The 24,543-nt window shown below is 64.7% G+C and carries 23 protein-coding genes and 1 tRNA gene; 5 read left to right on the plus strand and 19 right to left on the minus strand.

All coding sequences use genetic code 11. From position 1 onward, the window contains the following. Positions 1-108 precede the first annotated feature (108 nt). Both HFK18_RS03455 and HFK18_RS03460 read right to left on the minus strand, forming a co-directional pair. Positions 109-405, minus strand: coding sequence for a hypothetical protein (locus HFK18_RS03455; protein WP_100554469.1), 297 nt, complete (start codon positions 403-405; stop codon positions 109-111). A 121-nt stretch (positions 406-526) separates the two neighbouring features. Next, positions 527-1,819 (minus strand): tryptophan--tRNA ligase, encoded by a 1,293-nt coding sequence (locus HFK18_RS03460; RefSeq protein WP_180164403.1) that lies wholly within the window; start codon positions 1,817-1,819, stop codon positions 527-529. Between the two features lie 108 nt (positions 1,820-1,927). Here HFK18_RS03460 and HFK18_RS03465 point away from each other — a divergent pair, with 108 nt between their 5' ends. Next, positions 1,928-2,734, plus strand: a complete 807-nt coding sequence (locus HFK18_RS03465; RefSeq protein ID WP_180164405.1) for a hypothetical protein — start codon at positions 1,928-1,930, stop codon at positions 2,732-2,734. A gap of 78 nt (positions 2,735-2,812) precedes the next feature. Here HFK18_RS03465 and HFK18_RS03470 read toward each other — a convergent pair whose 3' ends face one another. The 4 genes from HFK18_RS03470 to HFK18_RS03485 all read right to left on the minus strand — a co-directional run bounded on the left by HFK18_RS03470 (position 2,813) and on the right by HFK18_RS03485 (position 5,410). After that, positions 2,813-3,034, minus strand: a complete 222-nt coding sequence (locus tag HFK18_RS03470; protein WP_025878332.1) for a CsbD family protein — start codon at positions 3,032-3,034, stop codon at positions 2,813-2,815. 211 nt (positions 3,035-3,245) lie between these two features. Beyond that, the gene (locus HFK18_RS03475; RefSeq protein ID WP_019661832.1) at positions 3,246-3,383 is read right to left on the minus strand and encodes an entericidin A/B family lipoprotein; all 138 of its coding nucleotides are present in this window, start codon (positions 3,381-3,383) and stop codon (positions 3,246-3,248) included. Positions 3,384-3,550: 167 nt separating this feature from the next. Further along, positions 3,551-4,471, minus strand: coding sequence for an arginase (gene rocF / locus HFK18_RS03480; RefSeq protein ID WP_089241432.1), 921 nt, complete (start codon positions 4,469-4,471; stop codon positions 3,551-3,553). A 171-nt stretch (positions 4,472-4,642) separates the two neighbouring features. After that, positions 4,643-5,410, minus strand: a complete 768-nt coding sequence (locus tag HFK18_RS03485) for a DUF3011 domain-containing protein (protein ID WP_180164407.1) — start codon at positions 5,408-5,410, stop codon at positions 4,643-4,645. A 160-nt stretch (positions 5,411-5,570) separates the two neighbouring features. On the opposite strand from HFK18_RS03485, the gene HFK18_RS03490 reads away from it, so the two are divergent. Together HFK18_RS03490 and HFK18_RS03495 are read left to right on the plus strand one after the other, a co-directional pair. Then, positions 5,571-6,506 carry a hypothetical protein gene (locus tag HFK18_RS03490; RefSeq protein WP_180164409.1) on the plus strand — a complete coding sequence of 312 codons (936 nt, stop codon included), beginning with the start codon at positions 5,571-5,573 and terminating at the stop codon, positions 6,504-6,506. A gap of 489 nt (positions 6,507-6,995) precedes the next feature. Continuing rightward, positions 6,996-7,400 carry a hypothetical protein gene (locus HFK18_RS03495; protein ID WP_180164411.1) on the plus strand — a complete coding sequence of 135 codons (405 nt, stop codon included), beginning with the start codon at positions 6,996-6,998 and terminating at the stop codon, positions 7,398-7,400. A gap of 514 nt (positions 7,401-7,914) precedes the next feature. Here the strand turns inward: HFK18_RS03495 and HFK18_RS03500 are convergent. The 7 genes from HFK18_RS03500 to birA all read right to left on the minus strand — a co-directional run bounded on the left by HFK18_RS03500 (position 7,915) and on the right by birA (position 16,186). After that, on the minus strand, positions 7,915-9,666 hold the full coding sequence (locus HFK18_RS03500) for a DUF262 domain-containing protein (RefSeq protein ID WP_180164413.1): 1,752 nt from the start codon (positions 9,664-9,666) through the stop codon (positions 7,915-7,917). A gap of 71 nt (positions 9,667-9,737) precedes the next feature. Then, the gene (locus tag HFK18_RS03505; RefSeq protein WP_180164415.1) at positions 9,738-11,147 is read right to left on the minus strand and encodes a DNA-processing protein DprA; all 1,410 of its coding nucleotides are present in this window, start codon (positions 11,145-11,147) and stop codon (positions 9,738-9,740) included. Continuing rightward, positions 11,144-13,222 (minus strand): RecQ family ATP-dependent DNA helicase, encoded by a 2,079-nt coding sequence (locus HFK18_RS03510; RefSeq protein WP_180164417.1) that lies wholly within the window; start codon positions 13,220-13,222, stop codon positions 11,144-11,146. The genes HFK18_RS03505 and HFK18_RS03510 overlap by 4 nt, the downstream gene beginning before the upstream one ends. Positions 13,223-13,532: 310 nt before the next feature. Further along, a tRNA-Thr gene (locus tag HFK18_RS03515) sits at positions 13,533-13,608 on the minus strand. Positions 13,609-13,649: 41 nt separating this feature from the next. Further along, entirely contained in the window at positions 13,650-14,483 is an 834-nt protein-coding gene (locus HFK18_RS03520) for an SPOR domain-containing protein (RefSeq protein WP_180164419.1), read from the minus strand. Positions 14,484-14,492: 9 nt separating this feature from the next. Further along, on the minus strand, positions 14,493-15,224 hold the full coding sequence (locus tag HFK18_RS03525; protein ID WP_180164421.1) for a type III pantothenate kinase: 732 nt from the start codon (positions 15,222-15,224) through the stop codon (positions 14,493-14,495). Next, the gene (birA, locus tag HFK18_RS03530; RefSeq protein ID WP_089242004.1) at positions 15,221-16,186 is read right to left on the minus strand and encodes a bifunctional biotin--[acetyl-CoA-carboxylase] ligase/biotin operon repressor BirA; all 966 of its coding nucleotides are present in this window, start codon (positions 16,184-16,186) and stop codon (positions 15,221-15,223) included. Before birA ends, HFK18_RS03525 begins: the two co-directional genes overlap by 4 nt. A gap of 143 nt (positions 16,187-16,329) precedes the next feature. Here birA and HFK18_RS03535 point away from each other — a divergent pair, with 143 nt between their 5' ends. Both HFK18_RS03535 and HFK18_RS03540 read left to right on the plus strand, forming a co-directional pair. Beyond that, the gene (locus HFK18_RS03535) at positions 16,330-16,605 is read left to right on the plus strand and encodes a hypothetical protein (protein ID WP_180164423.1); all 276 of its coding nucleotides are present in this window, start codon (positions 16,330-16,332) and stop codon (positions 16,603-16,605) included. Beyond that, the gene (locus HFK18_RS03540) at positions 16,572-17,363 is read left to right on the plus strand and encodes a M90 family metallopeptidase (protein WP_180164425.1); all 792 of its coding nucleotides are present in this window, start codon (positions 16,572-16,574) and stop codon (positions 17,361-17,363) included. The genes HFK18_RS03535 and HFK18_RS03540 overlap by 34 nt, the downstream gene beginning before the upstream one ends. Before the next feature lie 36 nt (positions 17,364-17,399). On the opposite strand, the gene HFK18_RS03545 is transcribed toward HFK18_RS03540, so the two are convergent. The 6 genes from HFK18_RS03545 to HFK18_RS03570 all read right to left on the minus strand — a co-directional run bounded on the left by HFK18_RS03545 (position 17,400) and on the right by HFK18_RS03570 (position 24,528). Beyond that, entirely contained in the window at positions 17,400-18,824 is a 1,425-nt protein-coding gene (locus HFK18_RS03545; RefSeq protein WP_089241450.1) for a sensor histidine kinase, read from the minus strand. Positions 18,825-18,846: 22 nt separating this feature from the next. Then, complete coding sequence (locus tag HFK18_RS03550) at positions 18,847-19,530, minus strand: response regulator transcription factor (protein ID WP_004136763.1); 684 nt, start codon at positions 19,528-19,530, stop codon at positions 18,847-18,849. A 72-nt stretch (positions 19,531-19,602) separates the two neighbouring features. Next, entirely contained in the window at positions 19,603-19,971 is a 369-nt protein-coding gene (locus tag HFK18_RS03555; RefSeq protein ID WP_180164427.1) for a hypothetical protein, read from the minus strand. A gap of 212 nt (positions 19,972-20,183) precedes the next feature. Continuing rightward, complete coding sequence (gene dusA / locus HFK18_RS03560) at positions 20,184-21,215, minus strand: tRNA dihydrouridine(20/20a) synthase DusA (RefSeq protein ID WP_100554458.1); 1,032 nt, start codon at positions 21,213-21,215, stop codon at positions 20,184-20,186. A 107-nt stretch (positions 21,216-21,322) separates the two neighbouring features. Continuing rightward, positions 21,323-24,082 (minus strand): peptidoglycan-binding protein, encoded by a 2,760-nt coding sequence (locus tag HFK18_RS03565; protein ID WP_180164429.1) that lies wholly within the window; start codon positions 24,080-24,082, stop codon positions 21,323-21,325. A gap of 41 nt (positions 24,083-24,123) precedes the next feature. Further along, on the minus strand, positions 24,124-24,528 hold the full coding sequence (locus HFK18_RS03570) for a lysozyme inhibitor LprI family protein (RefSeq protein ID WP_180164431.1): 405 nt from the start codon (positions 24,526-24,528) through the stop codon (positions 24,124-24,126). Between the last annotated feature and the right edge of the window lie 15 nt (positions 24,529-24,543).

Consider the following 24,543-nt stretch of genomic DNA (forward strand, 5'->3'; position numbering starts at 1 on the left):
GCGTGATCGATGCGGCTTTGGTCGGAGGGTACCGGCCGCTGGCCGGTAACCCCGTGGGGGCTATGGTGAATGCAATTGCCGGCCAGCGGCCGGCACTACCAATCAGCCTCAGCGCAATGCGAACCGCGGGCGCAGCAACAAGGCCATCACCAGCACCGCCAGGAACGCGCCATAGGCGTACAGCACCGCCAGCACCTGCGGCCAGATCGGTCCGGCGCCCGGCTGTACCAGACCGATGTGGTGGCCCCACAGCATCGCCACGATGCTCAGGGCGAGCGCCAGCGCCAGGGTGGCGCCATCGAACAGGCGTCGCCGCGCGGTACGCGGCTGGCGCGGAAACAGCCAATACAGGCTGCCCAGCAGGATGAACCAGGGCAGGAACAGCAGCAGCGACAACCAGGCCATCGCAGACTCCATGTCATCGCGCCTGAGGCGCGCGGACATCATGCCATGGCCGCTGTTCCCGGGTAGTGCCGGCCGCTGGCCGGCATCCACCCCTGCGCCGACCAAGGTCGGCATCTACCGATCAGTCGGCGCGCAGCACGGCCAACGCCGCCAGCACCGCATCGACCTCGGCTTCCAGCTTGAACAGATCGCTCTGCAGCTGGTCGCCCTGCTCGGCCTGCTTCAGCACGGCGATCAGCTGGCCGGCATCGCGCGGCGAGTCGAAGCCTTCGCTCTGGATCAGCAGCGTGCCGTCGCCTGCGGTCAGCTTGAAGTAGAAACGGCCATCCTTCTCGCGGTACTGCTTGAACAGCGGCGGCGCGGCGCGGGCTTCACCGGCATCTTCGCTGGCGATGTCGCCGGCATCGGACAGATCACGCAGGCCCACCGCATGGCGCAGCTCGTCCAGCAGCGGTGCCGCCAGCTGCTCACGTAGCTGCTGGCCACGGCGCTTGAGCAGTGCCTCGATCTTTTCCGGCTCGGCCATCAGCGCGTTGTAGCGCTCGCGCAGCGGCGACAGTTCGCTGTCGATGCGCTCGAACAGCTGCTGCTTGGCATCGCCCCAGCTGATGCCATCGGCGAAGGCCTTGGCGAAGGCAGCGGTCTGCTCCGGGGTGGCGAACGCCTGGTACATCTGGAACAGCGCCGAACCTTCGGTGTCCTTCGGCTCGCCCGGTGCACGCGAGTCGGTCAGGATCGAGAACACCAGCTTCTTCAGCTCCTCGCGCGGCACGAACAGCGGAATGGTGTTGTGGTAACTCTTGCTCATCTTGCGGCCATCCAGGCCCGCCAGCGTTGCCACCTGCTCGTCGATCACCACGTCCGGCAGCGGGAAATACTCCTTGCCGTACACGTGGTTGAAGCGCTGGGCGAAGTCGCGCGCCATCTCGATGTGCTGGATCTGGTCACGGCCCACCGGTACCTGGTTGGCCTTGAAGATCAGGATGTCGGCCGCCATCAGCACCGGGTACATGAACAGGCCGGCGCTGACCCCTGCGTCCTCGTCCTGGCCTTCCTCACGGTTCTTGTCCACCGCCGCCTTGTAGGCATGGGCGCGGTTGAGGATGCCCTTGCTGGCGATGGCGGTCAGGAACCACATCAGCTCGGTGGTCTCGCGGATGTCGCTCTGGCGGTAGAACCACACGTGTTCCGGGTCCAGGCCACAGGCCAGCCAGCTGGCAGCGATCTCCAGGGTCGCGCGCTGGGTGCGCTGCGGGTCCTGCGACTTGATCAGGCTGTGCAGATCGGCCAGGAAGAAGAAGCTCTCGATGTCCGGCACGCGGCTGGCCGCAATGGCCGGGCGGATGGCGCCAACGTAGTTGCCCAGGTGGGGCGTGCCGGAGGGGGTGATGCCGGTAAGGACTCGGGTCGTCATGACTGCGTGCGGAAACCTTCTATGAACGGAGCCAGTTTACCGTGCGCACGGTCAACCCCGTCAGGGCCCCCGGCACGTTCATTCACCCAACCCCGCTGGAGACGCCCGATGAAACGCCTGCTGCCCCTGCTGCTGATCCTGCCCCTGGCCGGCTTCCGCCCGGCCCCGCTGCCCCCGCCGATGCCGCAGGACGGCCCGGTGCGCGTGGCCCTGGTTGACCGCGACCGCGGCACCGAGCTGCGCAGCTACCCGGCCGACGGCCAGCGCTGGGTGGCCGGTGAGCGCGGCCATCGCTATGCGGTGCGCCTGTACAACGACAGCCCGCGCCGGGTGCTGGTGGTGCTGTCGGTGGACGGGGTCAACGCCATCTCCGGCGAAGATGCCGATCCCTCGCAGACCGGTTACGTGCTCAACCCCGGCCAGCGCGCCGACATCACCGGCTGGCGCAAGACCCAGGACGAGGTGGCCCAGTTCGTCTTCAGCAGCCCCAGCGGCAGCTACGCCAGCCGCACCGGCCGCCCCGACAACGTCGGCGTGGTTGGCGTAGCAGTGTTCGAGGAAGCGCGCCGCTGGTACCCGCGTCCGCAGCCGATCCTGCGCGAGCGCGCCGGGCCGGCACCGGCGGCGGCCGAAGCCTCGGCGGCCGCCGACGCCAGCGCCAGCCGTATCGAAGGCTACTCGGCCAAGTCGCAGGCACCTGCGCTCGGCACCGGCCACGGTGCGCGCGAGAGTTCCTCGGTGCGCGATACCGATTTCGAACGCGCCACCCGCAGCCCGGCACAGGTGCTGCAGCTGCGCTACGACAGCGCCCGCAACCTGCGCGCACGCGGCATCCTGCTCGATTCGCCGTCGCGCCTGGACCGCCAGCCGCAGGCGTTCCCCAACCGCTACGTGCCCGACCCGCCGGCACGTTGATCGCCACACAGCGCAACGCCCGCACCTTCCGGCGCGGGCGTTGTCTGTGGGGGCAGAACGCGAGCGTGCGGCGCCCGGTTACTTGTAGTCCGGATAATCCTTGTGCATCGCCTTCTCGAAATCGCGCACTTCGGTTTCTGCGCGATCCTTGGCCCAGCCATAGCGCTCCTGCAGGCGGCCGGCCAGATACTCGGCATTGCCCTCGGCCACATCGAAATCGTCATTGGTCAGATCGCCCCACTTCGCCTGGGCCTTGCCCTTGAGCTGGGACCACTTGCCGGAAATGATGTCTTTGTTCATTGCTGAGGCTTCCTTGGAATGCAACGGCGTTGTTACCGTGGCTGCAGCATCGCGCAGTGCACGTTGAAGCACGGTCAACCGGCCATGAAAACGCTGCTCACCTGCTTGAATGGTTCACTACGCATCGACACGCGGCGTCCACACTTGGCAATTACGCATGAAAAAGGCCGGGAAGATCCCGGCCTTTTCCGTACTGCGCACCACCTCAGGCTCAGTTGCCCTTGGCGGCATCCTCAACCTTCTCGCCAGCCTTCTGCACGTCCTTGCCGGCACCGGCAACGGTGTTGCAACCGGCCAGCAGGGCCACCGAGAACATCGACAACAGCATCAGGGCAACTACGCGCTTCATGGGCTTCTCCTTGGGTTTGCCGCTACCCCGCTCAATCACGGGGTTCGGTTGTATTGATCGGGGCGGCAGGCTGGTTCGAAGCCAACACTGCCGCGTGAGGTGCAATCTGGCGGCAGGGGCGTGGAGCGCGTGTGAACGGTTCGTCCAACCGTTCAGGCTGGACCCTCTCAGTCGCGCATCAGGGTCGATTTTCCGAACAGGCTTTCCACCAGGTCCACGGCCAGTTCGGCGGTGCTGTTGTGGTTGTCCAGCAGCGGATTGAGTTCGACGATATCCAGCGAACCCATGCGCCCGCTGTCGGCGATCATCTCCATCACCAGCTGCGCTTCGCGGTAGTTCACCCCGCCCGGCACGGTGGTGCCCACGCCCGGGGCGATGCTCGGGTCAAGGAAATCGACATCGAAGCTGACGTGCAGGTGGGTGTTCTCGTCGATGCCGGCCAGCGCCGCTTCCACGGTGCGCTTCATGCCGTTCTCGTCGATGTAGCGCATGTCGTAGACATCGACCTTGTGGGTCTTGATCAGGCGCTTTTCTTCCGGATCCACCGAACGGATGCCGATCTGGTGCATCTGCGAAGGCTTGATGGCCGGCGAGGTGCCACCCAGCTTGGTCAGCGCATCCGGGCCGAGGCCGCACAGGCAGGCCACCGGCATGCCGTGGATGTTGCCCGACGGGGTGACATCGCTGGTGTTGAAATCCGAATGCGCATCCAGCCACAGCACGCGCAGGTCCTTGCCCTGCTCGCGGCACCAGCGTGCCACGGCGGTGATCGAACCGATGCCCAGGCAGTGGTCGCCACCGAGCATGATCGGCATTCGCCCGGCCTGCAGCTCGGCGTAGCTGGCTTCCATCAGCGCATGGTTCCACGCCACCACTTCGTCCAGGTGACGATAGCCCTGCACCGGGGCGGTCCACGGGTTGCGCGGGCCGTCCAGGTTGCCGAGGTCGCGCACGTCCACGCCTCGCGCTTCCAGTGCTTCAGGCAGGCCAGCCACGCGCAGGGCTTCCGGCCCCAGCCGGGCGCCGCGATGGCCCGCCCCGATGTCGGTGGGGACGCCGATCAGGGTAACGGCGGGATGATGGGCCATGGGTGCCTCCTGCGAACGAAAAAGAAGCACAGTCTAGCCAGACGCATGTGACACCACTCGCGGCGGTGCAGCAGGACCACCGACGGGTAGTGCCGGCCGCTGGCCGGCAACCATTCTGCCCTCAGGGTTCGCGGAGTCTGCCGGCCAGCGGCCGGCACTAACCCATCGTGATCAACGATGACGTATCGGCGTCACGCTCTGCAGCCGGCCGTTGTTGCTCATCATGCACAGGAAACGGCCATCGGGATAATCGATGATCAGTTCCTGGTAATCGGTTCCGACCGGTACTTGGGTCACAAGCGTGCCCTGCGCGCCTTTGCTTGCGTTGCACGCACCGAGCGCGGTATCGCCCGCTGGCGCGTTGGCTGCGGCCTTGGACATGTTGCGGAACGTCGCACGGCAGCCACCGTTGACCCACACCGAATGCCGCGACAGGCCCCAGTTGCTGCCCTGCTCGCAACGGGTACGGCTGAGCTGGCGCACGATCTCCACATTGCCGCGCGTGTCCATGTCACAGGACACCTGGCGCTGGTCGGTGGATTCGCAGGTCACTTCCCGTGGCAGTGCCGCATCGTCATCGCGATCCTGATCCCGGTGATGCCTGCCGCCTTCTGCGGCCGCAGGCGTGCCGCCGCTGCTGACCTGGCAGATGCCGTTGGCGCCGCCGCGCCCGGTGTAGCTGACCTGCGGCGCACCGTCGTCGCCGGTGCTGATTGAAAGCGTGGTGCCGCTGTTGGCATCGCGCGCCTCGAAATAGCGATCGTTGAAGCGCTTGAGCGTGGCCTCGCGGCCCTGCACGTAGACCGGCCCGCCTTCGTCGGCGTGCACGTCGATGCCACCCGGACAACTGGCGTTGAAGAACGGCACGGCGGCCATCGCCGGTGCTGCGAAGGCGCTGGCGAGCAGCGCGACGGTCAACGACAGGCGGTGGCGGCGCATGGTCGGCTTCCTGGCAAGAGATGTGCAGTGGGCACCAGTATGAGGGCTGCCGGAGTCGCTCTGTCGTGAGGAACATCAAGCCAACGATCACCGGCCGCAGACCACCGCAAGCGGGCCAGCGCTATCATCGGGGCATCACACGGACGTCCGGTACACACACATGACCGCTCTGCCCTTCGACCACGCGCAACAGCAGCTGCTGGCGCTGCAACAACGCATCCATGCGTTCAATCTGGACAGCGCGGCCGAGCATGAACTGGACATCAAGGACCCGGCCGGCCCGCTGTGGGCAGCGCTGCAGGAACGGGTGACCGTGGCGCCGTTGTACGGCGGCCTGCACGTGGAGTTCTTCGGCAACCCATGGGACGAGCCATTCGCGTGGACGCTGGTCTGCCTGTCCGACCCCGAGGTGGCCGCCGGAGTGATGTCGCTGTGCTTCACCGGCGGCGATGAAGGCGCCAACGGCACCCGAGAATGGGAGTTCACCGCCCTGCTGGACAGCCAGGTGCAGTTCCCGCGCCTGCGCTCGCTGGTGATCACGCCCACCGCGCCGGAGCACCACAACACGTCGCTGGTGCAACGCGCGGGCACGATCATGGAAGAAGGTGGCGAGATTGCCCGCTTTGCCAGCCGCGCGCCCTACCTGACCGAACTGGTGGTGCCCAACGCGCCTGATGCCAGCTTCTTCGAGGTGGCGCTGCCGCACCTGAACATCCTGCAGATTGGCGCTGGCTGCGACACCCAGCACTTCATCGAACACCTGGCCGCATCGCGCAACCTGCCCGCGCTGGGCCTGCTGGATTTCACCGAGTCCACCGAACTGCAGTTCACCTGGGCCGATGTGCGTGAGGCCGAGGCGGTGACACCATTGGCCGCCTACGAGCGCCTGTTCGCCAGCGATGCACTCGCACCGGTGCACAGCTTCCGCCTGCGCAACAGCGCGCTGTCGCTGGAACAGCTGCAGGCGCTGCAGGCCATGCGGCCGGGACTGCAGCTCATGGTCATCCAGGCGGGTATGGGCGGCTATGTCAGCCATTTCGAGAAGAACGTATTCCCGTGGCGGCATCTGGTGCCGGGGGATACGGGGCAGCGCTGAGGGGTGCGCTTGGTGCTGCGCGGATTGTGTGAGAGGTACGGCACGGCGGTTAAGGCTGCTTTGCAGTGCAGGTGCCGATTGGCCTGCAGCGTGATAGCTTGTGCCAGCGCATTGCGATCACGCCCGCGTGAATTGTCGCTTCTGCCTAGAAGACGAGCGAAATAAGCCGATCGCGATAATTCATTTTTCCTTTCGGGAACGGCGAATTCATCAGAACAATTGATTGGTGCGTCTCGACTTGGCGTGCCCAAGATGAATTGCTGCCTGCATCGGGTAGCCGGGACTTCCAAGCCCGAGGTGTGAAGATGTTTACGCTTGTCAGTCGGCGTCGCTGGGTTGTGGGCGACGCCGACTGGCAATCCGTCTGCCGCGCTATGGCGGGCGGTGCGTGGGGGCCTCGTGCCCGCCGGCTCTTCACACGGTCTTGGAAGCCACGCATCGCCTGCCACCCTTCCCGGTGGCACCTCCGTTCCTGCCGAGGATGCCCGCATGTCCAAATCCCGCCACCCGTATCTGGCCGCCACGCTCGGAGACGCCATTACCCGCCTGCCGCCCGAGTTGGCCCAGCCGCTGGAAGCCGCCTTCGCTGCCGCGAACGAAGCGCCCTCCCCCATCACCCTGCGCAGCTGCCTGCAGCAGATTGCGGCCGGCGATACAGCCGACGGACAGCCATGGCATGGCCCGGTCCGCACACCCGGCGAGGCCGTCGCCAACGCCCGGCGGGATCGCGCCGCCACTGGCCTGGTGTCGCTGCTGGAGCTTTACCACGCTACCGAACGCGTGCGCGTGGATGGCGAGGAGAAAGACGATATCGGCGACGGCTCGCGCGAAGGCCTGATGCTGGCCTGCAGGGGCCTGGCCGAGTACGTGGCGTTGCAGTCGCTGGCGGGGTGAGCATCGGCGCCGTAGCACCGACTGTCGGCATTTGCCTTGTAAAGGGATGCGCGCGCCGATAGAGAATGGCCGCACCACTCCTCCTTTGCCGCGTCAATCGGTTGACTCACCGGCTCAGGACGAAAAAACCGCCGAAAGGCGGTTTTTTCACATTTGCAGGAAGCAGTATGGCAATCACGACAGCGGTGTAGGTGGACGGCTACAACCTGTACTGCGGACGCATCAGAAGCACGCGCTTCAAATGGATCGATGTCGTGAGGATTTTCGAGATCCTGCTTCGCGACCAGGACCCGACCAGCGAACTTGTGCACATGCACTGTTTCTCAAGGGCGAGACATTGACGCCGGGATCAAGACTCCCCTGATGCGATATCCACGAACGTGGGCATCGTCCAGCGATTGAATACTTGCCGCAGAAATGAACGCCGCACAATCGATCATCGCTGGCTCTGTAAATGAAATCAGAAATTCATCTAAGCTGATTCGGCAGGGTAATTCTATGGTTCTTACCAAGCCTACCCCTGCTTTGGCGTGATGGTATCAGGCGATTTATTGACTAAAACGATCGGTTGCAACGCAAGGTTCCAGTGTGCCTTGAGTACGCCCACGAGGCGCTTCTGCCGTTCAGTCAATAGTGCCGGTGTCCATCTGTCCACCGAGCGGACTTCCTGCGTCAACACGAATGGCGATGCGACTCCCCTTCCTTTGAAGTAAGCATCCTTCTTTTTGGAGAAGTCGTAGTTCCTAGCAGATGAGTTCTTACTCCTGTCTAGTGGAACCAGATTAGCGAGGCGGTGCATCCAGCCATCGCGCTCACCCTTGTCGGGGAACCACTGGAGCCAGTCCGAGCCATCCGGAGGTGTCTGCGGTAGCACGTGCTCAAGCGAAAGAGCATTCTGCAGTTGTACGCCCGGGGCTCGCACCAGTGACTCAAGACGTAGAACCAGCGCCATCCGTGCCTTGGGAAGACTGTCGTAGACATCGCCATCGAGTGCCTCGATGAACTTGCGCTTCTGTGCATCGGTCAGGTCTAGCGTGATGAGCACATCCAGCTCACCCTTGAACGTATCCGGCTCGACTTCTTTTGTGAGCGCAGCATAGGTTTCGATGCGCTCGCTGATGCCCGCCTTGGTGACCAGCAGAAAGTACGTGAGCCGTTCTAGTGACGAGAAGAACTCGGCGAGCAATGCTGGCTTCTGCCTGAAGCGCTTGAAATAAACCAGCGCTGGGGGCACCCAGTCCTTGAAGTCCACGCGATTGAGCCAAGACAGGTGCTCGTTAATCGCCCCAGCGTGCTCGGTAGCTTCAAAGTCGGCTTCGCGCACGAACCCCCACACCTCGGCGTAAGGTTTGATGACGCTATCAATCAATTCGATGGGCGCATTGTACTCGGTGACATGCTCCTTGAACTCCTTGACCAGCGTGTGCTTCTGCTTCTTCCTAGCGTAGATGCTGCGGATGTGGCCGAACAAGTCGCCAAAAGCATCACGGCCCAAGGCAGTCTCAATGCGGCTCCACTCCCTTGCATAAGCTCCGCTTTTGATGTCACCTTGCGTGGCACGAATCAAGCCAAGCACTTCCGCCTTGATAATGTCGATTGGCGCGAGGTCAAGCCCTCGGTTGTTGAGAACCGAAAAAATGCGGTACGCGGCTTCGAGGTCGGGCGTGGATATCACAACCAGCGAGCAATCGTTGGCAAGGAACTGCCACAACGCGATCAGATCGCCGAGGGACAGGGCTTTGGCCTTACTCAGCAGCAGCGTGGCGTTTTCACGATAACGCAGGCGACTGTCCTCCAGTTTGTCGGTGTTTACGACTAGGCGCGCAATGCCACCAGGCTCCTGAATGTTAGCTCGAAAATAGTCGGCATCTTGTTCACGAGCTGTCAGGCGGTATTCGTTCTTCTCGCCAAGGCTGACCTTACCCTTCTTGTAGAGAAAGTCAGTGATGTCGTCTGCGGCATGCGGCATGGCCTCGCGCAACGCGGCAAACAGCATTGTCAGCGTGGATAGACGCTGCTGGCCATCCACCACCGATGATTTCGGTTCGCGGTCGTTCTTGATCAGAACGATGCTTCCGAGGAAGTACTGGCTGGCCGCACCAGAGTCGCGCGCTTCCTGCATCGCCGAGATCAAATCTTCGAACAACTCGCCTGCCTGCTCGATCGTCCAGGCGTAAGGGCGCTGATAGTCCGGAATCTCGAACTGGTAGCTACCCTCGAAAATTTCGCGGATCAGTTTGTCGTGCGCTTCCAGTGTCTTAGCCATTTTTCCTACTCCGATCCCTCTTCTTCAATGCGATCGCACTACAAACTGATTTCCTGAAGGATCGTCATTGATCAATCGAACAACCGCGTTTGCTTTACGATGTAGCCCGCAGGCTTCTTCTGCCTTTCCAACAGGCCTTCGTCGACCAAGCGCTGCAACCATGCCTTCGCCTGTGCATTAGAAACGTCTAACGCGGCTGCAACTTCGGCATCTTTCATTGGCGAACTCAAAAGTTGCTTAATCGCAGCGCGTACTGCCGCGATGAGCACTTCGGCAGGAGACGATTCTGACTGCAAAGACTCCTCGGCATCGTCTATTGGCGCCACCGCATCTAGCGCGACTGTCAGTGGGTCTTCGACTGCAAGAGCAGGTGCCTGCACATCGGACACAAGGTCGACCGGCACCGGTGGTTCGCTATCGGCCAGGCCTGCTGGCACGGCGTCGCTGGACCCGGATTCCGTGGACTTGCTATCGGCCGACGCTGGCTCCTCTTTCGAAAGCATCGCAAAGCCAACCTGCGGGGAGCCCTTCGGTGTGGCTATCGCCACGTTGAACACGTCCTCAAACGAATCCACGTCTTGCGGGTTCGGCCAGGCAAGGGCGCCCTTCTTTCGCAAACCATCCAATCCAGCAGAAGACTCACCCGTCGATCTAATGAAAATCGGGACAAAGTTGAGCTTGTCAAGCTGCTCGGCAGCACCGGCCCAAGTACCACCTTTGTTGAGGTCAGAGCTGACCACCAGTGAGGTGTCCGCCAATGCATAGATGAGCTTATTTCGCTGCATAGCGTTGCCCACATTGAACCCGGCGTTCGGGTCGTAGGGGGAAATCAACACCAGTTTCCCACCGATCAGCAGATTGCGATGCTCGCGATTCATGGCAGTCCTTTCCAGACTGTCCGCTAGCACGCCACAAGCGCTTCCACCGCCCTCAAAGGCACCGCGCATGGCGGCCTGATCGATGCCTTTTGCGCCACCCGAGACGACCGCTCTACCTGCCCGAGCAGCAAGCCGGCCAATTGCCACTGTGTAGTCGATGAGGTCGTCGTGCACATGCCGCGACCCTACGACCGCGAGCCCACCGGTTTCGAGCAAAGTGATATCGCCACAGCCGTAGAGCACTGCCGGCGCGTCCTCACGAAGGCGGTTCTTCAGGCGACGCGGATACTCGGCATCGGCGCGACTGACCACCCAAATGGCGCGGGCTTGCCAGCGCTCGACTGCTTGACTCAGCAGGAATCCACGCCCCAGCAATATCTGTAGGCGGCTCTCGTCAATTATCGGTTGGCAGCTATGCATGATCTCGGCTGCGTCCATTGAAAGGAGATCACCAGGCTGCTTCTTGATCTCGCGCAAGTGACGTGCGAGGCGTTTGTATTCACCCGGCGAAAGCAGATCCGATGACGCAGTGCCTCGCCCGGCAAGCAGCGGTGCGGTCAGCAGCAGGATCGCCTGGGTGTTGGGTGAGAGGACTGGCGTCATTCGTCGTGTCCGGTCTGAGAAAGAGCCATAGGCAAGACCGCGCCGCTGCCACCTTTACGCAGCAGCCATGCAGACACTGTCAGTGTCCAGCGCGAGTCGACCATGTCATCCACCAGGAGGACTGGACCGGGAGGAATGGGCTGGCCATTGAGTGCGAGAGAGCCATCAATGTTGCGCGCCTGTTGCGTGCTGTTTGCCATTGTTTTCTGTTCAGGCCTTTCGTCTGTTTTTGCGATGACCATATGAAACGGCAGACCCAATGCAGCGGCCAAGCGCTGCGCGAAATTCGGCACCAAGTCGGGATGTCGAAGTGAAGGAACGCAGGTAATCCAGGCAGGGCTCTGCTGCGGGTTCCACTCTTGAATCATCTTCACGCATGCAGCAATAAGGTCATCGGAGAAGTGGCCATCTTGGTACTTCCCCCGTCGAACCAGGCCACCCCAACCGGCATCGCCCCAAATGCATAGCGCCTTCCCGAATTCGGCCTGATCACCGGGTGTGATGCGGCCCTTGACATCGTACTGGGGCATTCCACCATCGGGCCACTTTTTCCGTGGCTCGATGGGCAAGCTGGTACGACGGAGAAATTCAACGGCAGTCTTTACCAGTTCTTCGCTCACGGTTTCAGGCAATGGCGGCAAGGCAGGTTCTGTGACAGCGCTTGGATCGCCGTCGAGCGCGCCAATCAGGAAGCCCATGTGCTCACCAAACGGCAGGCTGACGTAGTTCTGCATCTGCTGATGTTCGTCACGCCGCAGTGCAGTGAGGCGCCCTGCTCGATGCCAAAACGCCTCACTCAGCGTTGCCGCCGTAAGTTGCCATTTACTTCCTTGCTTGGCGAGGGGTGCCGGCGCTTCGAGGGAAAGCAGCGCAATCGTTTTGTCGACACGCGCTTTGCTCAGATTGACTCGGCTCAGCAGCTCTGGGACAGACAGCCCGCTGGGCTCGTCTTCAAGCGCTCGCAGGACTTCGGCAACTTCCTGTCGAGCCGGGAAGGCGCTCCGGATGAACCATTCCGTGATGTCGGACTCTTCCTGGCCGCTGAGAAGTACTCCATAGGCGGAGTTCAGTGCACGGCCAGCGCGGCCAACCTGCTGGTAGTAGGCGACGACCGATCCAGGCATTTGATAGTGGATGACAAACGCTAGATCCGGCTTGTCGTAACCCATGCCTAGCGCCGTTGTGGCGACCAGCGCTTTGACCTGATTGTTAAGCAGTGCCTGTTCAAGTTGCTCTCGTCGATCGCCGGATTCACCGGTGTAGGCCTCCACGTTGAGGCCTTGGGTCTTCAGCCATTGTGCCACTTGATTGGCATCACGAACCGTCAATGTGTAGATGATGCCGTGACCCTGCAACGTTGCCAGTTGCTCTGCCAACCAGGCAAGACGCTCGGCCTGCCGTGGTAGTCGGATCGTTTGCAGGGAAAGCGAGGTCCTATTCAAGTCACCACGCGAGACGTCCAGCTTCGGACCGAGCACTGCGGCAAGGTCCTCCATTACTCGGTTATTCGCAGTTGCCGTGGTGGCGAGTAGTCGTAAGTTTGGCGGAAGCGTTTTGACGATCCGCTCCAGCAGGCGATAGTGAGGGCGGAAGTCGTGGCCCCAATCGGAAATGCAATGCGCCTCGTCGATGACCAGCATCGAAATTTGAGCAGCGATCCCGGCAAGAACCTGCGTCCGAAAGCGCTCGTTCGCTAAGCGCTCCGGCGAGATCAAGAGAATGTCGATTTCCCCGTTGGCAAGCCTGCGCTCAACTGCAGTCCAATCGTCCATGTTGTCAGAGTTGATGGTGGCGGCGCTAACCCCCATCCGTTCTGCCGCCACGATCTGATTTCGCATCAGCGCCAGAAGCGGCGAGATCAATAGCGCAGGACCGGCGCCAGCTTCGCGCAGCAACTTGGTCGCAATAAAGTAGACGAAGCTCTTACCCCACCCGGTTTTCTGCACGACCAGCAAGCGGCCGTTGCCTTCGACGACGTGACGAATGGCGTCTTCTTGGCCGTCGCGAAAAGTGGCATCGGCGCGTCCGGAGCCTATCCGGAGCAGTTCCATCGCACGTCTTGAATCGTAGGCCACGTTATTGCTCTCCTTTGTTTGGTCGGGCGAGCGGTATCACGAGTAGATACAGACCCGCCACAACGGGCAACTCCTAATGTTTTTCCTTCCCCTTCGTGTTCCGAGCCGCCATTTCCGCCAAAGACTCACGAGTCATTTAGGGTACGTCCCGCTTTCGCACGGTCGGAACCGCCTTCTATACCCCACGTCGAATAGCGAACTTGCGTAGATGGCGTTGGGCTCCGATGGACGTTAAGGCACAAAAAAACCCGCCGTATCAGCGGGTTGATTGTGCCTGCGAGACGCCTATGGGCGCCAGCGAAACATAAGATGGTGCCGCTTATCCGAATCGAACGGATGACCTACTGTTTACAAGACAGTTGCTCTACCAACTGAGCTAAAGCGGCACAGGGTGAAACGCCGACGGCAGTGCCGTGGTTTGGGAATTCTAGCGCAGTCGCGTGCATTCCAGCGACCGTTGCTGCGCGGCACCGCTGCGCTGCTGCGCCTGGGCCGGTTCGGCCGCAGCCGCCAGCTGCCCTTCCAGCCACCATTGGCCGGCATCACCACTGGCGATCAGACGCGGCTGGAAGCCGGCGGCCTGCACCGCGGCCATGCGCCGTTCGGCGCCTTCGCGGTTGCGGTACTGGCCCAGCGCAATGGCGTTGGTCTCTTCGCCCTGGCTGATGATGTAGTAGTCGCTGAGGCCGGCGGCGACGATGCGCTTGACCGTGGCCTGCGCGTCATCGCGGGTGGCGGCGGCGGGCAGCAGCACGCGATAACGGGCACTGCCGCTGGCGGCGGGCTGCTCGCGCAGGCGTACCTGGCTCAGCAGGTTGCCCGCACGGCCCTGTGCGGCGGTGGCAGCGGCGCGGTCGGCGAACGGGCCCAGCGCCAGGCAGCGCGGCGGTACGGCCGGGGCTGCGGGCTTCTCGGCCACCGGTTCGGGCGCTGGCTTGGCGATGGCGGCGACCGGCTCGGGCGACTTCACCGGTTCGGCGGGTTTGCTGGAAGCTGGGGGAGTGGCCGGCGCAGGCGCAGGCGCAGCGGCCACTGCAGTAGCCGGCGCGGCCTCACGCTCCACCAGTGCTTCCGTAGGTGCCGCTGCCGAGGCCTGCGCGGCCACGGCCGCATCGGTCCCGCCGGGCAGCCAGCGCAGTTCGGCCACGCCGGTCGGGGGCGGCGGCAACGGCGCGCGCGCCGGCTCATCGCGCAGCAGCCACCAGGTGGCGACACCAAGATTGAGGATCGCCAGCACGACGATCAGGGCACGGGTCAGCATGCGCCGATACTAGCCTGCGGGCTGGTGCACCGCCCAGCGGGCGAGGCCATCCAGCACCAGCGACGGGTGGTAGTCGGCGCCGCCCAGCAGCGGCATCAGCGCGGGCGCGCCACCGCCATGCACCAGCAGCGACGGCATCACGCCCAGCAGCGCCTGCGCCTGGCGGGCACTGCGTTCGACCAAGGCAACGGCGGCACCATCGCAACCGGACGCCAACGCATCGGCGGTGTCGTTGGCGAATTCGCTGTAGTCACCACCGCTGGCCGGCAACTGCACCGCGCGTGCGTGCAACGCCTCGCGCATGGTGGTCGGCGAGGCGGAAATGCGTCCGCCGTGATGCTGGCCATCGGCATCAAGCAGGTCGATGGTCAGGGCAGTGCCAACACCGACCACCAGCACCGGCCGTTGCGCCTTGGCGGCGGCAAGCAGGGCCAGGAAACGGTCGACACCGAATTTTTCCGGCTTGGCGTAGGCAATGCGTACGCCTGCACACTGGGCGCTGGTGCGCACCACATGCACGTGCTCGAAGCGGCGCTGCAGCTGATCCAGCATGGCGCTGGTCAGCGACGGCGCGGCGACGCTGGCGACAAACGCGGTTTCACCACTGGGCAGGCTGTGCGGCGGTTGCCCGGCCATGCCTTCGGCACCATGCGCCCAGGCTTGTACGTCGCCAGCACGGTCGCCGTGCAGGGGGGCAAACTTGAAACGCGAATTGCCCAGATCGAACAACCAGTCGCTCATGCTTTTCTCACACTGACTTCGCCGGCATGCAGCAGGCGCTCGCGGCCATCGATGTCCACGCGCAGCGCGCCATCATCGGCCAGGCCCAGCGCGGTACCGTGCTGCCACTGGCCATCCAGCTGCACGCGCACTTCGCGTCCGGCCAGCATGTCGAACGCTGCATAGCGCGGCAGGAACGGCGCCAGCCCTTCGCGGTCGAACTCTTCCAGCGCCGGCAGCAGGCGTGCCAGCACCGCGGCCACCACCGTGTTGCGATCCACGGATGCACCGGCCAGCGTGTCCAGGTCCACCCAGGGCTGGGTGATCTGCTCGGCGAAGGCCGGCGGCATGTGCACGTTGATGCCGATACCGATCACGGCGCGCGCCGGCCCGGCGTACTCGCCACCGCCCTCGGCCAGCAGGCCGACCAGCTTGCGGCCATCCACCAGCACGTCGTTTGGCCATTTCAGCTGTGCCTGCGCGTAGCCCAGGTCGTGCAGCGCTTCGGCCACGGCGACACCAGCGACCAGGCTCAGGCCGGCCAGTCGGCCCAGCCCACCCTCGAACAGACGCAGCACCGACAGATACACATGCGCGGCCAAAGGCGAGGCCCAGGTGCGGCCACGACGGCCACGGCCACCGGTCTGGCGCTCGGCCAGCAGGACGCTGACACCGCGCTGGGGCGCGCTGCAGCGCAGCAATTCGGCGTTGGTGGAGTCCACCGTCCAGGCCACCTGCAGGTCGTGCAGCAGCGCGGCGGCGTCCTTGGGCAGGCCGGCGCGGATGGTCTTGGCCTCCAGCAGGTCTACCGGCCGGGTCAGCCCGTAGCCCTCGCCCGCGCGCCCTTCCACCTCGACACCGGCGGCCCTAAGCCCTTGAATACGCTTCCAAATGGCGGCCCGGGTCTGGCCCAGCTCACGGGCCAGGGCGTCGCCGGACAGGCGACCGGCAGCGAGTTTGGCCAGCAGTTGGCGATCGTCCACGGCAGCTTCCACAAGGTCAGAACGGAATTATGCGGGAAAGCCGCCAGCGACGCCCGCAAGGCCCGGTTCCGGCGGGCTTCCAATCTGGCGCCGGGTTCGGGCTAGAATCGAGAGCTCACCCTCCCTTAACGTGGATGTCGTCAATGCGCCGTTATGCCCATTGCCTGATCCTGCTGACGATGCCCTTCGCGGCGTCTGCCACAGCAGCGCTTGATGACAGCCGTGGCGCCTGCGTCTATTCGGCAGGCGATGCGGCCTCGCAGCGCACTCCGACCACTGCGCCTGCCGCAGCTGCCGCCAAGCCGGCACCGGTACGCCCTGCAGCTACCACCAGCAGCGGCGGTGGCGGTGACGACGATGTACTGCAGCGCATCCGCGCGCCGAAGTGGCACAGCTACCTGCCGGGTATGTTCCGCTGATCAAGTCGTTGCTGCAGTGGCTGCGGCCCGCGCCGCGGCCGATCGAAGATGCACACTGGAGCGATGCCTGCCACCGCGCAGCATGGTTACGCGGCCTGGACGACGAACGGCGTACACGCCTGCGCGCGCTGACCACGCGCTTCCTGCATGAGAAGACCATCTCACCGATCGGCGACCTGCAACTTCAGCCGGCCGATGGCGTGCTGCTGGCCGCACTGTGCTGCCTGCCACTGCTGGAGTTCGGCGAAGTGGGGCTGGAGGGTTGGTCGCAGCTGATCGTCTACCCCGATGCGTTCCGCGTGCATCGCAGCCACATGGATGCCGCCGGGGTACTGCACGAGTGGGATGACGAGTTGATCGGCGAGTCGTGGGACAGCGGCCCGTTGATTCTGTCGTGGGCCGATGTGCAGGCCGACCTGGCGGCACCGCATGAGGGCTACTGCGTGGCCGTACATGAGATGGTGCACAAGCTGGATGGGCTGGACGGTGCGATGGACGGCACGCCGCCGTTGCCGCGTGCATGGCAACGCGAGTGGGCTGCGGACTTCCAGAAATCGTACGACGCGTTCTGTGCGCAGGTGGATGCAGGCGTGGAAACGCTGATCGATCCCTACGCGGCGGAAGCACCGGAAGAGTTTTTTGCGGTGGCCAGCGAGTACCACTTCTCTGCGCCGGATCTGCTGGCGGAAGCGTTGCCGGAAGTGGCTGCGCATCTCAAGCGGTTCTACGGCGAGCCGCCGAAGATCGAAATACGGTAGTGCCGGCCAGTGGCGGGCAGTACCGATTGCGGAGGTTTACGGCCCCGGCGGCAGCTGCACTTCGAAACGGGCGCCACCCAGTTCGCTGGAACGGGACACCTGCAGCTCGCCGCGGTAATCCTTGATCAGGTCCTGCACGATCGACAGACCGATGCCGTGGCCCTGCACGCGCTCGTCGCCGCGCACGCCACGCTGCAGCACCTTGCCGATGTCTTCCGGTGCGATACCCGGGCCATCGTCATCCACCGCCAGCAGCAGGCCGGCGCGACGCGCGTTCGGCGCCGGCAGCGGCTGCGCGGTCAGCAGCACGCGGCGCTTGGCCCACTTGAACGCGTTCTCCAGCAGGTTGCCCAGCAGTTCCTGCAGGTCACCCGGTTCGCCGTGGAAGCGTGCGGCCGGGTCGATGTCGAATTCGCACAGCACGCCCTTCGACGCATAGACCTTCTCCAGGCCGCGCACGATTTCCTCGGCATTGGATTCGATCGGCAGCGGTGCCGAGAACAACTTGTGGCCCGACGAGGCCGCACGTGCCAGCTGGTAGGACACCAGGTTGTTCATGCGCTGCAGCTGCACGTCCAGCTCTTCGCGCAGCGCGCCATCACCGGCACCGCTGTCCATCTGCGTGCGCAGCACCGCGATCGGCGTCTTCAGGCTGTGCGCCAGGTCGGCCAGGGTATTGCGCTGGCGCTCGAGATTCTCACGCTCGCCCTCGATGAAGGCATTGATGCTGTCGGTCAACGGCTCCAGCTCGCGCGGGTGGCGCTCGCTCATGCGCTCGGTCTCGCCGCGCTGGACCTTGGTCAGCTCGGTGATCACGCGCCGCAACGGACGCAGGCTCCACTGCAGGATGACCGTCTGCAGCAGCAGCAGGATCAGGCCGATGCCGCCCAGGTAGAACCAGACCCGGCTGCGGAACACGCGCAGCTGTGCACCCAGCGCGCGCGAGTCTTCCATCACGTAGATGGTGTACGGGAATTCGGTGGCGGGGTCGGCGTCGGCATCCCACACCAGGCCCAGGCCATAGCGGTACACCGAGCCCTGGCTGCCGTCGATCTGGATCATCGGCAGCGGGCCTTCGAACACTTCCTGGCGCGGGGCCAGCAGGCCGCCGCCGACGGTGGGCAGCATCGGGCCTTCAGCGGACATGGAATTGCCCTTGCCGTCGGGCATCACCACCTGCAGGTACAGGCCGCTGCCGGGCACGTCGAAGCGCGGATCCGGCGGCTGCTCGCGGATGTACAGCGAGCGGTCGCGGGTGAAGTCGATGCCGGCCGCGTAGGAGGTGGCGTAGTTCTTCAGGCGCTCACGCAGGTTCGCCTTCGCCGTGTCGGCGAAGGCGGCATCGAGCGCGTAACCGGCCAGGGCCAGGAACGCGACCAGACCCACGGACGCGGCGAACATCTGGCGCGCCTGCAGAGAGCGCGGCCGCCAGCGTCGGAAGAACCACAGACGGCCGGACATCGTTTATCGCCTGCTGAAGGCCTCAGCCCTCGTTGCGTGGAATCGCGAAACGGTAACCACGACCGCGCACGGTCTCGATCGGCTTCAGTTCGCCATCCGGGTCCAGCTTCTTGCGCAGGCGGCCAATGAACACTTCCAGCACGTTCGAGTCACGATCGAAGTCCTGCTGGTAGATATGCTCGGTGAGGTCGGCCTTGGAGACCAGTTCACCGGCATGCATCATCAGGTACTCCAGCACCTTGTACTCGTAGCTGGTGAGGTCGACATTGCTGCCGGCCACGCTGACGGTCTGCGCTGCCAGATCCAGGGCAACCGGACCGCATTCCAGGGTCGGCTTGCTCCAGCCTGCGGCGCGGCGCAGCAGCGCGTTGACGCGGGCCAGCAGCTCTTCCACATGGAACGGCTTGACCAGGTAATCGTCGGCGCCCTGCTTCAGGCCCTCGACCTTGTCCTGCCAGCTCGAACGCGCGGTCAGGATCAGCACCGGGAACTTCTTGCCTTCGTCGCGCAGGGCCTTGATCAGCTCCATGCCCGACATCTTGGGCAGGCCAAGGTCGATGATGCCGACGTCGAACGGTACTTCGCGGCCCATGTACAGGCCTTCTTCGCCGTCCTGCGCTGCATCGACGGCAAAACCTTCGCGCTTGAGCCGGGCTGCCAGGGTCTCACGCAGCGGGGCTTCGTCTTCGACCAGAAGGATACGCATGAACTCTCCCTAGTGTGCTGGGTGCGGCCCGGAGGCCTGTGGGTACGGGTTGATAGCGACAACTATCCCTGTTCAGGGGTTATCGCCGCGTAGTGATGACATATCCGACCGCGGCGTGCGCGGCTGTGAACGTGCCGGGGCGGGGTCGTCCATGTAGCGGACCCGACCGCGGTCGTCCATGTATTTGACCCGGTTGATGTCACGACCATCGAACGGCACCCGCTCGGCGCCCAGGATGTGGCCGCCGGTGGTGCGCTGCACGCGGCGCACTGCATCGGACAGCGAACGCTCGTTGCTGGCGCCACGGCCACCGCGCTCCATCATTTCAGCGCGCCCCTGTTCCCGCTGTGGGTCCTGCGCCAACGCCGAAGACAGCGGGGCAGCCGCCAGGACCACGCAGGTGGCCAGGGCAAAACAGCGGTGGAAGGGAGCGGAAGACATCGATGCGATCCTAGCCGAGCACGGCGATTCGTTCAAAAGTCGTAAATCCGGGCACCGGAATGGAACCCGGCGTTTTACAAATCTTTTGCAAATTCTTGGTTTCGGGCGGTGAATCCGGTCTGAACTTTTCGGGATGCTCCGTCGTGTCGTTCAGCTAAGTGAACATTCGGAACGAATCCGCTCCGCTTGTCAAGTCAGGAATGTGACGACGGTCACGCTGCAGCGCGATCAGCGCCACGATCGGTCACTTCCAGCGCCTGCTCGATCAGGGCCCAGCCGGCGCCCGGGCGGTGTGCGCCCTCGCTCAGTACCTGGCGGAATGCGCGGCCACCGGGTTGGCCGTGGAACAGGCCAAGGATGTGGCGGGTGATGTGCTTCAGGGCCAGGCCCTCGCCCAGGCGGGCTTCGATGTAAGGACGCAGGGCGCGCAGCAGTTCTCCGCGCGGTCGCAGCGGCGCGCCGGTGTGCAGGGCCTCCAGCTGATGCAGCAGGTAGGGGTCGTGGTAGGCCGCGCGGCCGAGCATCACGCCATCGACGTGCGCGGCCTGCGCCTGCACCGCCTCGATGCTGGCCAGGCCGCCATTGAGCACCACCGGCAGCGCCGGGCGCTCCTGCTTCAGCCGATAGGCCCAGTCGTACTTCAGCGGCGGAACCTCGCGGTTCTCCTTCGGCGACAGGCCCTTCAACCAGGCATTGCGGGCGTGCACCACCACCATCGCGGCACCGGCATCGACCTGGCGGTCGACGAAGCTGGCGAATACGTCGTAGTTGTCGTCCTCGTCCACGCCCAGGCGGCACTTCACCGTCACCGGGATGTCCACCGCCTCGACCATGGCCGATACGCACTCGGCCACCAGCACCGGCTCGCGCATCAGGCAGGCACCGAAACGGCCGGCCTGCACGCGGTCGGACGGGCAGCCGCAGTTGAGGTTGACCTCGTCGTAGCCCCACTCGGCGGCGATGCGCGCGGCCTGTGCCAACAGGGCCGGATCGCTGCCGCCGAGCTGCAGCGCCAGCGGTTGTTCGCTGGCATCGAAACCAAGCAGGCGCTGGCGATCACCGTGGATCACCGCGTTGGCGTGCACCATTTCGGTGTACAGCCGCGCGCCCGGCGCCAGCAGGCGATGGAACACCCGGCAATGGCGGTCGGTCCAGTCCATCATGGGGGCGACGGACAGGCGCAGGGAATCAGCGTAACGGGCGGTGGCGGACGTCATCGGGCGGTTGATCGTGGAGACTGGCATTGCCAGTGAGATCAATAGTTTACACCGCTGGGCTGAACGGCGACGACGACGCCCGGAGTACTGCCCGGAGCCGGCATACGACCGGCCCGGGAACCCACGCGGCGACCTTACTGCGCGCGCCCCTTCACCTGCTCCTGCTGCTGTTCCTGCACACGCTGGTTGAACTGGATATCCAGTTCCTCGGTCTGGCGGGTGCTGGCCTCGACCGACTGCGACACGGCCTGTCGGCTGTCGACGAAGGTGCGCTGCGCGGCCGGGTCACCGACGTTGCCCTGCACGGCAAACAGACCGCTGCCATCCGGGCGCGCGACCACGTGGTCGATCTGGCGCATGCCGGCGACCTTGCTCTCGTAGGCCAGCTGGCCAGCAGCACGTTCGGTCTCCTGCGCGTTGGCGAACAGCGGGCAGAGCCCGGCCTGCACGCGCTGCTGTTGCAGCGCCTGCAGTTTCTCCAGCGCCTGGTTGAAGCGCGGATTCTCGGCGTGCGAAGGATCGCGCATGCTCGGGGCCGCCGGTGCGGTCGGTTCGGTGCGTGCCGGGGCGGCGGCGGTCTGCGCGCCGGCTTTCAATGCAGCCGGGTCATCCAGGCGCGCCAGGGTCTGGCGGCCGGCCTTGCCATCCTGCTCCAGGCCGTTGTTGGCCTGGAACTGCTTGACCGCCGCAAAGGTGTCCTTGCCGTAGATGCCATCGGTCGCCAGCGGCTTGCCGTCGGCGCCCACGTGGCCCAGGGCTGCCAGCTTGCCCTGCAGCGCCTTGACCTCGTCACCGCGTTCGCCCTTCACCAGCATGCCATCGGCCATCGGCGCCTGCTGCGTGGCGCGTGCGGCCTGCGCGGCTTCGGGCCCCTGCGCGTGCACCTTGCCACCGAGGGTGATGCGGTCGTTGAGCATGTCGCCGAGGTAGCGCCGGAACTGCGCCGGCTCCACTTCAATATGCGCGTGCACCGCGCCGGGCGAGCCCACATCGGACTGGCGCACCAGCGGCGCACCGTACTCGACGAAATCGCCGGTCTTGTACGGGATGGAGCCGACGGCGCCGTGCAACACCTGGCCCACCAGCTCGCGGCGGGCGTCGCCGACCGGATGGCTGTAGATGCTGATGGAATTGGTGCCGTCGTTGTTGAGCTTGACGTAGCCGGCCACCGGACTGGGAATCATCAGGCTGCGCCCGCCGGCACGGTCGGTCAGGATCAGGTCCTTCTGCACCAGCGGAATGCCGTTGATGTCCTCGCGCTTGCGCACGGCCTCCAGTTCACCGTCGACCATGCCCGCGGTGCGGTCAACCTTGCTGGCATCGCCGGCGCGCACGGCGGCGGCGTTGGTGTTGGGATGGTGGATCTTCAGCTCGCGGAACGCTTCCTCGCCGCTGATGCCGTGGTGAAGGACGCGGTTGCTCTTGCCGTTGCCGAAGGGTTCCACCACGGAAATGCGCCCGCCACCGGGTGCTGCGGCGTTGGCAGGACCGGTGTGCTGCTGCGCGGCGGGTGGCGCAGCCCTCGTCGGGGCTGCCGGCGCGGTCGGGGCAGCAGGCGAAGGCGCGGCAGGGCGATGCTGTGCGGCCTCGGCATCGATGGCGCGGCGCGTCTGTGCGTCGGCCATGCCGGTGGCCGGCAGATGGTGCTGCTGCTGGAACACGTTGATGGCGTGCTGGCTGCCAGCCCCCAGGTAGCCATCGGCGGTGATCGCTTTGCCATGCGCATCGGTCAAGCCCAGCGCGGCCATGTCACGTTGCAGCGCGCGCGCCTCGCGGTCGATCGCACCCAGCGTCGCAGGCCCCACCTTGCCATCGACCGGATTCAGACGGTGGTCGCGCTGGAAAGCTTCGACGGCCTGCCGGGTTGCGGCATCGAACTGGCGATCGGGGTGGATGGCCTGGGCTCCCACGCCGCCATAGCCCAGCGCGTGCAGGTTGTGCTCCAGCTTCTCCACCGCACGGCCGGTAGAGCCCTCTTTCAGCACCTGCGGGCCACCGCCACCGTGCTTGTGCGAGCGCGCCTGTTCCAGCGCTACGCGGATGTCGGGATCGTTGCCTTCGTTGGCCGGCGCGAAGTCGCGGCGACCCACTTTCAGATGCGCGCGATCCATCTCCGCCGAGTGGCGGGGATAGGCCTCTTCATAGCCAGCGGCGACGTCAGCGGCCGCCAGGCCGGCATAGTATTTCTTGTCCTGGCGGATCTCGGCCGCCTTGTCGCGCAGGTCCTGGTAGTCGCCGCCCCGCTTCAGTACCGCTTCCAGCTGCGGCAGTGTCCCCGGCAACTGGTTGGCGGACTTTGCGATCAGCGCGATCGCTTCGAAACGCTTGTCTTCTGCAATGCCACTACCGTGCTTGTCCAGCATGGTCATGGCGATGCGGGTGGCGTTGCGCACCTGCGGGTAGTCCACGTGGGTGTGGATCCACTGCTTGCCTTCGGGCGACCCGGCCCAGGCGTTGATGCTGTCGCGGGTCGGGACATCGATGAAGCGGATCGAGGAACGCTTTCCCTGGCCGTCGCCGTGGCTGAGCAGGTCGGCGCGCAGGTCGGCATGGTCGTTGGTGAAGGGCAGATGGTGCGCCTTGGCGTAGCTGCTGGCCTGCTGGATGACCGCGTCCACGTAGGTCGTCTCGCCGGGCTTCAGCGCACGCTCTTCGGTGGCACCCAGCGGCCATTTGCCACGCTGGCCGAAGTCGACCTGGATGGTCCCCAGCGAATAGCCACTGTTGGCGGCCACCGCGCTGACCGTGCCCCACTTCGGCTCATCCAGTCCCTTGGTGATACCGGCGATGCTGAGGTGGTACGACGATCCGCCACCTTCGGTGCCGCGTCCGACGGCGAAAAACACCGCGCCGGCGGTTGCGTCCAGGTTACGGGTATCGATGTTGTTTGGCATGGCTCACTTCCTGATCCGTGGAGGGATGACCGTATTGCGGATTACGAACCGATCAAGCGCAGATAGGTTTCCAGCTGATCGGCGCGCGCGCGCAGGCGCTCGGTGTCATTCAATTTCTGTTGCAGGTTGCCCGGCTGCGAATCGTCGTACAGCGCGGTTTCCAGTTCGCCATCGCGCTGGCGCGACTGCAACCACGCCCGTTGCGCGGTCAGCAGATGGGCCTTGGCCGTGGCGTCGAGGCGTTCCTGCAACTGTTGGTACGCCTGGTTCAACCGGCGGTCCTGCCGGTCCGATTCGCTGGACAGGCAGGCGGCTTCTTCGATGATGCCCTGCGCGCGGCCTGAGCACGCCTGATAGGCCGCGCTCAGCGCGGACGCGGCATGCACCTGGCCGGTGCACAGCACCGCCATCGCCGCCACCACAATGCCCAAGGTCCTGCTCGCCATGGTCTGCTTCCTACC

The organism is Stenotrophomonas sp. SbOxS2 (assembly GCF_013416715.1).
GTDB classification, from domain to species: Bacteria; Pseudomonadota; Gammaproteobacteria; order Xanthomonadales; family Xanthomonadaceae; genus Stenotrophomonas; species Stenotrophomonas lactitubi.